Annotated in this window: 9 protein-coding genes and 1 tRNA gene; 1 reads left to right on the plus strand and 9 read right to left on the minus strand. The window is 60.9% G+C overall.

Annotation, left to right across the window (positions count from 1 at the left end; genetic code table 11):
* Positions 1-5: 5 nt before the first annotated feature.
* The 9 genes from carB to AC1AX7_RS05525 form a co-directional block, all read right to left on the minus strand.
* The gene (gene carB / locus AC1AX7_RS05485) at positions 6-3,383 is read right to left on the minus strand and encodes a carbamoyl-phosphate synthase large subunit (RefSeq protein WP_476509089.1); all 3,378 of its coding nucleotides are present in this window, start codon (positions 3,381-3,383) and stop codon (positions 6-8) included.
* Complete coding sequence (gene carA, locus AC1AX7_RS05490; protein WP_476509090.1) at positions 3,376-4,593, minus strand: glutamine-hydrolyzing carbamoyl-phosphate synthase small subunit; 1,218 nt, start codon at positions 4,591-4,593, stop codon at positions 3,376-3,378. The genes carB and carA overlap by 8 nt, the downstream gene beginning before the upstream one ends.
* An 80-nt stretch (positions 4,594-4,673) precedes the next feature.
* Positions 4,674-5,222, minus strand: coding sequence for a transcription antitermination factor NusB (nusB, locus tag AC1AX7_RS05495; protein WP_476509091.1), 549 nt, complete (start codon positions 5,220-5,222; stop codon positions 4,674-4,676).
* Positions 5,223-5,246: 24 nt separating this feature from the next.
* On the minus strand, positions 5,247-5,804 hold the full coding sequence (gene efp, locus AC1AX7_RS05500; protein WP_476509092.1) for an elongation factor P: 558 nt from the start codon (positions 5,802-5,804) through the stop codon (positions 5,247-5,249).
* Between the two features lie 177 nt (positions 5,805-5,981).
* The gene (gene tuf, locus AC1AX7_RS05505) at positions 5,982-7,181 is read right to left on the minus strand and encodes an elongation factor Tu (protein ID WP_476509093.1); all 1,200 of its coding nucleotides are present in this window, start codon (positions 7,179-7,181) and stop codon (positions 5,982-5,984) included.
* A 167-nt stretch (positions 7,182-7,348) separates the two neighbouring features.
* Positions 7,349-9,478: an elongation factor G gene (gene fusA / locus AC1AX7_RS05510; protein ID WP_476509094.1), complete on the minus strand. Its 2,130-nt coding sequence runs from the start codon at positions 9,476-9,478 to the stop codon at positions 7,349-7,351.
* 30 nt (positions 9,479-9,508) lie between these two features.
* Complete coding sequence (rpsG, locus tag AC1AX7_RS05515) at positions 9,509-9,979, minus strand: 30S ribosomal protein S7 (protein ID WP_003813834.1); 471 nt, start codon at positions 9,977-9,979, stop codon at positions 9,509-9,511.
* 5 nt (positions 9,980-9,984) lie between these two features.
* A complete protein-coding gene (rpsL, locus tag AC1AX7_RS05520; RefSeq protein WP_003808601.1) occupies positions 9,985-10,356 on the minus strand; it encodes a 30S ribosomal protein S12 in 372 nt (123 codons plus the stop codon).
* Positions 10,357-10,690: 334 nt separating this feature from the next.
* Positions 10,691-10,766: transfer RNA gene (locus AC1AX7_RS05525), tRNA-His, on the minus strand.
* A 763-nt stretch (positions 10,767-11,529) separates the two neighbouring features.
* Here AC1AX7_RS05525 and AC1AX7_RS05530 point away from each other — a divergent pair.
* The gene (locus tag AC1AX7_RS05530; RefSeq protein WP_476509095.1) at positions 11,530-12,555 is read left to right on the plus strand and encodes a threonine aldolase family protein; all 1,026 of its coding nucleotides are present in this window, start codon (positions 11,530-11,532) and stop codon (positions 12,553-12,555) included.
* Positions 12,556-12,722: the final 167 nt, after the last annotated feature.

The raw sequence follows: 12,722 nt of genomic DNA on the forward strand, positions 1-12,722 counted from the left end.
CAGTCTTACGACCTTTCCCCGCCGAACATCTGCGCGGAATGCTCCTGGATGCTCATGATCTGATAATCATTATTCTTCACGGCCTCGATAGCCATCAGCACCGCGGAGAATTCGGTGATCGTCGTGAACTGCGGCAGATCGGCGGCGATGGCGGCGGCGCGGATCGCGTAGCCGTCGGAACGGGAGCCGCGGGAATTCGGCGTGTTCAGGATCATGTCGATCTTGCCTTCTTCGATCAGCTGTACGACGTTCTTGCCGATGCTGCCTTCCGCATGCTTGATCACGACCGGCTCGTCCGGATCGGAATCGATGCGGGTGCTGATCTTGTCGACGATCTTCGCGTCGATGCCGTAGCGTCGCAACACGGAGGCGGTGCCTTCGGTGGCGCACAGCGAGAAGCCGAGCTCCACCAGTCGGGCCGCCATCAACGGCAGCTGGCGCTTGTCGGTATCGTTCACGGAAACGAACACGTTGCCGCCGGTGGGCAGGCCGCCCTCGTATGCGGCGAGCTGGCTCTTGGCGAATGCGTGCGGGAAGTCGCGGTCGAAGCCCATGACTTCGCCGGTGGAGCGCATTTCAGGTCCGAGCAGCACGTCCACGGTCTTGCCGACCGGGGTGCGGAAACGCTTGAACGGCAGGACGGATTCCTTGATGGCGACCTGCTGGCCCGGATGGATCATGCCGCCGTCGCCTTCCGGCAGAAGCAGGCCGTTGTCGCGCTGCTGCTGGATGGTTTCGCCGGCCATGATGCGGGCGGCGGCCTTCGCCAGCGCCACGCCGGTGGCCTTGGATGCGAACGGCACGGTGCGGGAGGCGCGCGGGTTGGCTTCGATCACATACAGCGTGTTGGCCATGAAGGCGTACTGCACGTTGATCAGGCCCTGCACACCGCAGCCCTTGGCGATGGCATAGGTGCCTTCGCGCAGACGGCGGATCTGGTCATCGGACAGCGTGCTCGGGGGCAGGGTGCAGGCGGCGTCGCCGGAATGCACGCCGGCCTCCTCGATATGCTCCATGATGCCGCCGATGTACAGCTCCTCGCCGTCGAACAGAGCGTCGACGTCGATTTCGACCGCGTCCTGCAGGAACTTGTCGATCAGCAGCGGCGAGGGCAGACGGCCGGACACGACGGTGTCGGCCTGGGCTTCGGCCAGTGCACGGTTGACGTACTTTTCGAGCTGTGCGTCGTCGTAGACGATTTCCATGCCGCGGCCGCCGAGCACATAGCTCGGGCGCACCAACACCGGGTATCCGATGTTCTGTGCGGCGGTACGGGCCTCCTCAAGGGACAGCGCGGTGCCGTAGCGCGGGGCGTTCATGCGTTCCTTGCGCAGCACTTCGCCGAACAGCTCACGGTTTTCGGCCAGATCGATGGATTCCGGGGTGGTGCCCAGAATCGGGACGCCGGCGGCCTTCAGTCGTGCGGCCAGGGACAGCGGGGTCTGTCCGCCGAGCTGGACGATGACGCCCTTGACCGGGCCCATCTTCTTCTCGGCCTCGTAAATCTCCAGCACGTCCTCGAAGGTGAGCGGCTCGAAATACAGACGGTCGGACATGTCGTAATCGGTCGACACGGTTTCCGGATTGCAGTTGACCATGATCGTGTCATAGTCCTTGCCGAGCTCCTGCACGGCATGCACGCAGGTGTAGTCGAACTCGATGCCCTGGCCGATGCGGTTCGGGCCGGAGCCCAGGATGATCACGGCCTCGCGTTCACGCTTGCGCAGTTCCGTTTCGTCGGCGTAGCAGGAGTAGTAGTACGGGGTGACTGCGTCGAATTCCGCGGCGCAGGTGTCGACGGTCTTGTACACCGGACGCAGGCCGTAGGTCCAGCGCAGTTCGCGAATCGTGTTTTCGCCTTCGTCGCCCAGATGGCGCAGATGCGCGATCTGCAGATCGGACAGGCCCGCAAGCTTCGCCTTCTTGAGCAGCTTCATCGTGAGCTTTTCGGCGGACTGCACTTCAATCGCGGTGTCGTTGATCTGGAAGAACTGCTTGAGGAACCACGGATCGATCTTCGTGGCGTCGAACAGCTGCTCCAGTGTCGCTCCGCCCCAAATGGCGCGCTGCAGCTGCAGGTAGCGGTTTTCGGTCGAGATCTTGATGGCTTCGAGCAGCTCGGCGACCTCGTCGGAGGTCGGCTTGTCGCCGTCCCAGCTGAAGCCCATATGGCGCTTGTCGATCGAACGCATCGCCTTGCCGAGGGATTCCTGGAAATTGCCGCCCAATGCCATGGCCTCGCCGACGGACTTCATCGACGTGGTCAGACGCGGATCTGCGCCCGGGAACTTTTCGAAGGCGAAACGCGGGACCTTGGTCACGACGTAGTCGATCGTCGGTTCGAAGGACGCCGGAGTGGACTGCGTGATATCGTTGCGGATCTCGTCCAGCGTATAGCCCAAGGCCAGCTTGGTCGCGATCTTGGCGATCGGGAAGCCCGTGGCCTTCGAAGCCAGGGCGGAGGAACGGGACACGCGCGGATTCATCTCGATGACGATGATGCGGCCGGTTTCCGGATGGATCGCGAACTGGATGTTGCAGCCGCCGGTATCGACGCCGACGCCGCGGATGATGGCGATGCCGATGTCACGCAGCTTCTGGTATTCGCGATCGGTGAGGGTGAACACCGGGGCGACGGTGATGGAGTCGCCGGTGTGCACGCCGACCGGGTCGACGTTTTCGATCGGGCAGACGACCACGACGTTGTCGTTGCGGTCGCGCATCAGTTCGAGCTCGAATTCCTTCCAGCCTTCGATGCCTTCCTCGATCAGCACCTCATCGGTGGGAGAATAGTGGATGCCCGCGCCGGCGATGCGGTGCAGCTCCTCCTCATTGTGCGCGATGCCGGAGCCGAGACCGCCCATCGTGAAGCTCGGGCGCACGACAAGCGGATAGCCGAGTTCGTCGGCGATGCGGTCGCATTCCTCCAGGGAGTGCGCGATGAAGGAGCGTGCGGATTCCGCGCCCGCCTCGTCGACGACCTTCTTGAACAGTTCACGGTCTTCGCCGCGGTCGATGGCTTCAAGGGAGGCGCCGATCAGCTCGACGTCGTACTTCTTGAGCACGCCCGCCTCGCCCAATGCCATGGCGGCGTTCAATGCGGTCTGTCCGCCAAGGGTCGGCAGCAGCGCGTCCGGGCGTTCCTTGGCGATGATCTGTTCGAGGATCGGCGTGGAGATCGGCTCGATATAGGTGGCGTCGGCCATCTCCGGATCGGTCATGATGGTGGCCGGGTTGGAGTTGACCAGGATGACGCGGATGCCTTCCTCACGAAGGACGCGGCAGGCCTGGGTGCCGGAATAGTCGAATTCCGCGGCCTGGCCGATGACGATCGGACCGGAGCCGATCACCATTACGGACTTGATGTCTGTGCGCTTAGGCATTGGCGGTTCCCTCCTTGGCGGAACGCATCAGTTCCACGAAACGGTCGAACAGATAGGCGGCATCATGCGGTCCTGCTGCGGCTTCCGGATGGTACTGCACGGAGAACGCCGGGATGTCGACGCACTGCAGGCCTTCGACCACATTGTCGTTCAAATCGATATGGCTGACGAACACCTTGCCGTACTTGCCGTTTTCGAACGGGGCGGGCACCGGGTCGCCGATCGGTGCGTCCACGGCGAAGCCGTGATTATGCGCGGTGACTTCGACCTTGCCGGTGGTGACGTCCTTGACGGGCTGGTTGATGCCGCGATGGCCGAACTTGAGCTTGTATGTGCCGAAGCCCAATGCGCGGCCGAGCAGCTGGTTGCCGAAGCAGATGCCGAAGAACGGATATCCCGCGTCGAGGACCTTGCGCAGCAGTTCGACTTCCGGGTCGGCCTGTTCCGGATCGCCCGGGCCGTTGGAGAAGAACACGCCGTCCGGGTTGAGCTGCTGGATTTCCTCGAAGGTGATGGTGGACGGCACGACATGCACGCGGCAGCCGCGCTCGGCCATGCGGTGCGGTGTCATCGCCTTGATGCCCAGATCGACGGCGGCCACGGTGTACAGCGGCTCCTTGCCTTCATATTCGCCGCACGGTTCGATGACGTAGGTTTCCTTCGTGCTGACCTCGTCGTACAGGCTCATGCCCTTCATCTGCGGGGTGGCCTTGACTTCGTCGAGCAGCGATTCGATGCCGCGCAGCTTGCCGTTTTCATCCAGCAGCGCGTCGCCGGAGAAGATGCCGGCGCGCATCACGCCCGCGGAACGCAGGTGGCGTACCAGTTTGCGGGTATCAATGCGGCTGATGCCGACGATGCCATCGGCGATCAGATCGTCATCAAGGCTTCCGGTCGCGCGCCAATTGCTCACATTCGGGCTGGGCTCGCGCACGACATAACCGGCAACCCAAATTCGGGAGGATTCCGGATCCTCCTTGTTGATTCCGGTGTCCCCGATATGCGGGAACGTCTGCACCACGATCTGACGATCGTAGCTGGGGTCAGTCAACGTTTCCTGGTAGCCGGTCATGCCGGTTGCGAAAACGATCTCCCCGCTGGTCGTACCGATCGCGCCGTAGGGGTCGCCCACATACACTTGTCCGTCCTCTAACACGAGCACGGCATCCTGCGGGGTAAAAACAACGGCTTCGGAATCAATCTGGTTCACCAAAACCCCCTTAAAATCAAGGTATTCGTACCAAGGATAACGGCCGGTTAGGACGCCTACCCCCGGCCGAAACGCTTGCTTTATTCGGTCTGTCCGGTCGTATCCACGTCCGGCTCTTCGTCGGCGTTCACGTCATCAGCGGTTTCATCGGCGGAAGACGTTTCCTGTTCGGTTTTCATATCGTCGGCGTCATCGCGCTCCTCGAAGGAGCCGTTTTCGATCGGGCTCGCTTCGACATCGGTGCAGACCGCGCTGAGCAATCCGTGGATGAATGCCGGGGAATCATCGTCGCACAGCGTTTTCGCAAGGCCCAACGCTTCATCGATGGCGACCATGTTCGGCACATCATCATTGAACATGATCTCCCATGCGGCGATGCGCAGGATATTGCGGTCGACGACTCCCATGCGACGGACCTTCCAGCCGGTGGAATGTTCGTTCAGCATGGAATCGATCGCCTTGATATGTTCGGCGACGCCTCGAACGATTTCGATGGCGTAATCCGGCAGCGGGGTCTGCGCGCCAGGTTCTGCAATGCGCTCAGCAAGAAGGGACAGGATGTCCTGTCCCTTCTCATCCGCTTCGTACAACGTATTCAGAGCCCTCTTACGAGCGGTGGAACGTGCCATGAAGCTTCCGTGCCCTTCCCTAGGTCAGTTTTCGCGGCCGAGGTAGGAACCGTCGGTGGTGTTCACCTTGACGCGATCGCCTTCGTTGATGAACAGCGGGACCTGGATTTCGGCGCCGGTCTCAACGGTGGCCGGCTTGGTGCCGGCGTTGGAACGGTTGCCCTGCAGGCCAGGCTCGGTGTGGGTGATGGTCAGGACTACGGAGGCCGGCAGTTCGACGCTCAGCGGGGTGCCGTCGTGGAAGGAGACGATGCAGTCGGTGCCTTCCAGCAGGAACTTGCTGTCGACCAGGGTCTTCGGGATATAGTGCTGGTCGTAGGTCTCCATGTCCATGAAGACGAAGTTGTCGCCGTCTTCGTAGGAGTACTGCAGGTTGCGGTTGTCGACGGTTTCGAATTCCATCTTCATGCCTGCGTTGAAGGTCTTGTCGACGATCTTGCCGCTGAGAACGTTCTTGATGGTGGTGCGCACGAAGGCGGGGCCCTTGCCCGGCTTGACGTGCTGGAACTTGATGACGGTCCACAGCTGGCCGTCGAGGTTCAGGACGGAACCGTTCTTGATGTCATTGGTAGTCTGTGCCACTGTTTATCACCTATTCATTCGACTAACAGGGAAAGCTTTCAAAAATAGCCTTGCCTATTATGCCACGGCGTGTATACTTTGCGGGTTTATGTCCCATAAATATGCAGGAAGGCCCCCGGAGCAATCCGGAGGCCTTCCTGTTGATTCGCTAGTTCAAGCGTGTCTAATCAGTTGAGACTACTCAACGATCTTGGTGACACGGCCCGAGCCGACGGTGTGGCCGCCTTCGCGCACTGCGAAGGTCAGGCCCTCTTCCATAGCGATCGGCTGGATCAGCTCAACGCTGAAGGTGGCGTGATCGCCCGGCTGAACCATCTCGACGCCTTCCGGCAGGGTGATGACACCGGTGACGTCGGTGGTACGGAAGTAGAACTGCGGACGGTAGTTGGAGAAGAACGGCGAATGACGGCCGCCTTCGTCCTTGGTCAGAACGTAGACTTCGCCCTCGAACTTGGTGTGCGGGGTGACGGAGCCCGGAGCAGCCACGACCTGGCCACGCTCAACATCGGTACGGTTGATGCCGCGGAGCAGCAGACCGGTGTTGTCGCCAGCCTCGCACTCGTCCATCTGCTTGTGGAAGGTTTCGATGGAGGTGACGGTGGTGGACTGGGTCGGACGGATGCCGACGATCTCAACGTTGGTGTTGATCGGCAGCTTGCCACGCTCGACACGGCCGGTGACCACGGTGCCACGACCGGAGATGGTGAACACATCTTCGATCGGCATCAGGAACGGCTTGTCCAGATCGTGGGTCGGGGTCGGGATGTACTCGTCGACGGCCTTCATCAGGTCCTTGACGGCTTCAACCCACTTCTCGTGGTCCGGAGCGTCGTCGTGCAGAGCGCCGTAAGCGGACAGGTGGATGACCGGGCAGTCACGATCGAAGCCGTTTTCGTCGAGGAGGTCACGGACCTCTTCTTCGACGAGCTCGACCAGCTCTTCGTCGTCGACCATGTCGCACTTGTTCAGAGCAACCAGGATGCGCGGAACGCCGACCTGGCGAGCCAGCAGCACGTGCTCACGGGTCTGGGCCATCGGGCCGTCGGTGGCGGCCACGACGAGGATGGCGCCGTCCATCTGAGCAGCACCGGTGATCATGTTCTTCACGAAGTCGGCGTGGCCCGGGCAGTCGACGTGAGCGTAGTGACGCTCAGCGGTCTGGTACTCGATGTGAGCGATGTTGATGGTGATACCACGCTGCTGCTCTTCCGGAGCGGCGTCGATCTGGTTGAAGTCGTAAGCCGGGTTGACATCCGGGTATTCTTCGTGCAGCACCTTGGAGATGGCGGCGGTCAGGGTGGTCTTACCGTGATCGACGTGGCCGATGGTACCGATGTTAACGTGCGGCTTAGTACGCTCGTACTTTTCCTTTGCCATGTGTTGTCCTCCTGGACGTCTCGTAGTAAGCCTTGAAACCCGTTTCAAGGCACTCGCTACAGTTTACTGGGTTTGACGGGTTTGTGCCACTTCGGTGCCCGAACCCAGTCAGCGCTACAAAATATTAGCGCTGACTGGAGACAGTTTCCACTTCAGTGGCGGGCGTGTCACTCGCCGCGCTGGGCCTTGATGATCTCGTCCGCGACGTTCTTCGGAACCTCGGCGTAGGAGTCCATCTGCATGGTGAACATTGCGCGGCCCTGGGTCTTGGAACGCAGGTCGCCGATGTAGCCGAACATTTCGCTCAGCGGCACCTTGGCGTCGATGACCTTGACGCCGGTGGCGTCGGTCATGGACTGGATGGCGCCACGGCGAGCGTTCAGATCGCCCATGACGTCGCCCATGTACTCTTCCGGCGTACGGACTTCCACGGCCATGATCGGCTCGAGGATGACCGGGTTCGCCTTCGGAGCGGCTTCCTTGAAGCACATGGAGCCTGCGATCTTGAAGGCCATTTCCGAGGAGTCGACGTCGTGGGTCTGGCCGTCGGTGACGGTGGCCTTGACGCCGACAACCGGGAAGCCCGCCAGGATGCCGGATTCCATTGCTTCCTGAACACCGGCGTCGATCGAAGGAATGAATTCCTTGGTGATGTGGCCGCCGGTGACTTCGTTGGCGAACTCGTAGGTTTCGCCGTTCTCGGTGTCGAGCGGCTCGAAGTTCATCAGGACCTTTGCGAACTGGCCGGAACCACCGGTCTGCTTCTTGTGCGTGTATTCCTGGTTCATGACGGCCTTGCGGATCGTCTCGCGGTATGCAACCTGCGGCTTGCCGACGTTGCACTCCACCTTGAATTCACGACGCATACGGTCGACGATGATGTCGAGCTGCAGCTCGCCCATGCCGGAGATCAGGGTCTGGCCGGACTCTTCGTCGGTCTTCACCTGGAAGGTCGGATCTTCGTCGGACAGCTTCGCCAGAGCGATGCTCATCTTTTCCTGATCGGCCTTGGTCTTCGGCTCCACGGCGACTTCGATGACCGGATCCGGGAAGGTCATGGATTCCAGGGAAATCGGAGCCTTCTCGTCACACAGGGTATCGCCGGTGGTGACGTTCTTCAGACCAACGAAGGTGTAGATGTTGCCGGCGTCGGCGGAGTCGACCGGATTTTCCTTGTCGGCGTGCATCTGGAAGATCTTGCCGACGCGTTCCTTCTTGCCCTTGGTGGAATCGAGCACGGTGTCGCCCGGCTTTGCGGAGCCGGAGTACACGCGCACGAACACGAGCTTGCCGTAGAACGGGTGGGTCGAGATCTTGAAGACCAGAGCGGAGAACGGATCGGAAGCCAGCGGCTTGCGGTCGATCTCGATGGACTCGTCCTTCGGGTCGAAGCCCTTGATGGACGGGACGTCTTCCGGAGACGGCAGGAAGTCGACGACGGCGTCCAGCATCGGCTGCACGCCCTTGTCCTTGAACGCGGAGCCGCACATGACCGGGTATGCCTCACGGGCGATGGTCAGCTTGCGGATGCCTGCGCGGATCTCGTCTTCGCTCAGTTCGCCGGATTCGAGGTACTTCTCGAGCAGCTCTTCGTCGGATTCCGCGACCAGGTCCAGCAGCTCTGCACGATACTGCTCGGCCTTGTCCTGCAGGTCGGCCGGGATGTCGGTGGTGTCATAGTGCGCACCCAAGTCGCCCTTGACGTCGTTCCAGACATAGGCCTTCATGCGGATCAGGTCGACGACGCCCATGAAGTCGTTCTCAGCGCCGATCGGCAGCTGGATGACGAGCGGGGTGGCGCCCAGCTTTTCCTTGATGGTGTCGACGGAGTAGTAGAAGTCGGCGCCGAGCTTGTCCATCTTGTTGATGAAGCAGATACGCGGAACGCCGTACTTGTCAGCCTGACGCCACACGGTTTCGGACTGCGGTTCCACGCCTTCCTTGCCGTCGAACACGGCGACGGCACCATCGAGGACGCGCAGGGAGCGCTCCACCTCGGCCGTGAAGTCCACGTGGCCCGGGGTGTCGATGATGTTGATCTGGAACTTGTCACCGGTGTCATGGGTCTGACGGTTCCAGAAGCAGGTGGTCGCGGCGGACTGGATGGTGATGCCGCGCTCCTGCTCCTGAGCCATGAAGTCCATCGTCGAGGCGCCGTCGTGGGTCTCGCCGATCTTGTAGTTCTTGCCGGTGTAGAACAGGATACGCTCGGTGGTGGTGGTCTTACCAGCATCAATGTGAGCCATGATGCCGATATTGCGGACCTGATTCAGGTCGTTAAGCACATCTTGTGCCATGAGTATTCCTTAACTCTCGGTCTCGGCTAATTACCAGCGGTAATGAGCGAACGCCTTGTTGGCCTCCGCCATCTTATGAGTATCCTCGCGACGCTTGACAGAAGCGCCCAGGCCGTTGGAAGCGTCCAGGATCTCGTTGGCCAGACGCTCGGCCATGGTCTTCTCGCGACGAGCGCGGGAGAAGTCGGTCAGCCAGCGCAGGGACAGGGTGTTCGCACGGGCCGGCTTGACTTCGACCGGGACCTGGTAGGTGGCGCCACCGACGCGGCGGGAGCGGACTTCCAGGGACGGGCGGATGTTGTCCAGAGCGCGCTTCAGAACGGCGACCGGCTCCTGATCGGTCTTTTCCTTGACCATATCGAGAGCGGAGTAGACGATGTCTTCGGCGATCGACTTCTTGCCGTCGAGCAGAATCTTGTTGATGAGCTGAGCCACGACGGTCGAGCCGTAGATCGGATCGGGCAGCAGCTGATGCTTCTTAGCGGGTCCTTTACGTGACATATCTCTTACTTCGCCTTCTTTGCTCCGTACAGGGAACGACCCTGCTTGCGATCCTTCACACCCTGGGTATCGAGGGCACCGCGCACGATGTGGTAACGCACACCCGGCAGATCCTTGACACGGCCGCCGCGCACGAGCACGATGGAGTGCTCCTGCAGGTTGTGGCCTTCACCCGGGATGTAGGCGGTGACTTCCACGCCGGAGCTCAGGCGCACACGAGCGACCTTACGCAGAGCCGAGTTCGGCTTCTTCGGGGTGGTGGTGTAAACACGGGTGCACACGCCACGACGCAGCGGGCTGCCCTTAAGAGCCAAAGTCTTCGACTTCTTCGGCTTTGCCTGACGTCCCTTGCGGACGAGCTGTTCAATAGTAGGCAACTTGAATTCTCCGATTCAGTGGTTTCTCTAACTTCTGTGTGACCGCCGCACTGCACCCACACTCCACCGACTGATTCGGTAAAGATAGCCACAGTCCACCGGCCCGATGGCCCTTCACTCTTTCACAGTCCGCATTGCTGCGCGCGATCCGAACGAGTTCCGGGATATCCCGACCGACGCTCCTGTTACATAAGGTGCATCGTCGGCACACACGACTTTCAATAATACACGGCGCGCGGACAACGGCCGACGCTCGTGTCGCGAACGGATTCGGTCCGATATCGGATGCGAATCGGCGGATACGAAAAAACCTCCCGGTCGGGAGGTTTCCAAGTGGGGTGGCTAACGCGGCTCGAACGCGCGACCTTCTGAACCACAATCAGATGCTCTACCAACTGAGCTATAGCCACCATTGCCGTTCCGTTTCAGCAAGCTGTACCGGACAACGAATGAAGACTATACACGACTTTGCGCGAAGACAAAATCCCGGCGTGTTTCGGCGTGTCGCATCCCGATTATGCGCGTCGCACGCGGCGGCGCAACTATACTTATAAGTGAAGGCCGGAGTTGTTTATCGGCCGAGTATTCGGCAGGTTGCAACGAAGCGCCAAGGCCGCGAGGTTCATGCGCAACGCCTTCAAAACATAATTGAATATGCAAACAGATACGCCATGATTCGCACGCAGGAATGAATGACCGACAGGAACAGGGTCGGGAGAATATCTGGCGAATCCACTGGCACGACAGTTCGCAGGGCGGCACCGATGGGAATCGTCCCGACCTGCACAGAGGCGAAGGATCGCGCAAGGCGGCGCGAATATAAATGAATAAGCGGACTCAACCTCCTTCCGCTGAAAGGATGGCCCCGGCAGATGAAGCGCATCGGCCGGGGCCATCCCATGTCCGCGCAAGGTTCATGCGCGCGAATCCACCGGCATGGAATCCCTCCGCGCAGATCCCGCCCACATATCAATAGCGATATGTCTCGCGGCGCCGCCCGTCATCGCGCGGCATCAGCATATGCGCGAGTACACTGCATCTCGTATCACAAACAAACATTCCACGACGAACATTCCACCGGCCATGCCGACGCGGCAGACGCGTGGCGCGATGCCACGATGCCGGCGCCGACGGCATACGCCGGTGTCGCGAAGATGTTACGAGGGAGGAACGATGCTGTCATTCCAGAACGACTATTCCTGCGGCGCGCATCCCGCCGTCATCAAACGCCTTGCGGAAACGAACGAGACGCAATTCCCCGGCTACGGCACCGACGAAATCTGCGAATCCGCGAAAAACAGAATCCGTGAAGCCTGCGAACTGCCCGACGCCGACGTGTGGTTCCTCGTGGGAGGCACGCAGACCAATCAGACCGTCATCGATTCCATCACACCGCAATATGCGGGCGTCGTCGCCGCGAACACCGGCCATGTGAACGTGCATGAAGCGGGCGCCATCGAGGCGACCGGCCACAAGGTGCTGACGCTGCCGCATCACAACGGGAAAATCGACGCCGACGAACTCGACCGATACTGCGCGGATTTCTATGCGGACGGCAACTTCGAGCACATGGTCTTCCCCGGCTGCGTCTACATCTCGCAGGCCACCGAATACGGCACGCTGTACACGCTGGCCGAATTGGAGGCGATCAAGAAGGTCTGCGTGAAATACGACATGCCGCTGTTCGTCGACGGCGCCCGGCTGGGCTACGCGCTGACCTCCGCCGAGAACGACGTCACATTGCCTGACCTGGCGCGAATCGCCGACGTGTTCTACATCGGCGGCACCAAGGTGGGCGCGTTGTTCGGCGAAGCCGTCGTATTCACGCGCGGCAACACCCCGAAGCATTTCCTGACGCTGATCAAGCGGCATGGTGCGCTGCTGGCGAAGGGCTGGCTGCTCGGCCTGCAATTCGACACGCTGTTCACCGACGACCTGTATACGACGATTTCGCGTCATGCCAACGAAGCGGCCGAACGCATCCGTGAAGCGCTGCGCGAAAAAGGCTATCAGCTGACTTTCGACGCGCCGACCAACCAGATCTTCGTCACATTGGAGAATTCGCAGGCGGAAGCGCTGCAACGGCATGTCATGCTCGGTTTCACCGAAAAAGCCGACGATACGCATACGGTGATGCGCATCTGCACCAGCTGGGCGACCACGGACGAGCAGGTGGATGAGCTGATCGCCCTGCTATGAGGCCCGCGGGCATGGGGCCGTGAAATCTTGCCGCAATGCCGCAACGACAGGCATTGCGGCGGCCGGCCGTCCGACGCAATATGCCGGCGCGGATGTCGATATGCGACGGAAAACATCGCGACGGCGACGCCTCGCGCATCCGCCATGCGTATCTGCCCTCGATGGCA

The organism is Bifidobacterium sp. LH_449 (assembly GCF_056356755.1).

What these genes read in the sequence shown, in the direction of transcription:
- carB (WP_476509089.1), bottom strand. Translation starts at nt 3,383, where the DNA reads ATGCCTAAGCGCACAGACATCAAGTCCGTAATGGTGATCGGCTCCGGT.
- nusB (WP_476509091.1), bottom strand. Translation starts at nt 5,222, where the DNA reads ATGGCACGTTCCACCGCTCGTAAGAGGGCTCTGAATACGTTGTACGAA.
- tuf (WP_476509093.1), bottom strand. Translation starts at nt 7,181, where the DNA reads ATGGCAAAGGAAAAGTACGAGCGTACTAAGCCGCACGTTAACATCGGT.
- fusA (WP_476509094.1), bottom strand. Translation starts at nt 9,478, where the DNA reads ATGGCACAAGATGTGCTTAACGACCTGAATCAGGTCCGCAATATCGGC.
- rpsG (WP_003813834.1), bottom strand. Translation starts at nt 9,979, where the DNA reads ATGTCACGTAAAGGACCCGCTAAGAAGCATCAGCTGCTGCCCGATCCG.
- AC1AX7_RS05530 (WP_476509095.1), top strand. Translation starts at nt 11,530, where the DNA reads ATGCTGTCATTCCAGAACGACTATTCCTGCGGCGCGCATCCCGCCGTC.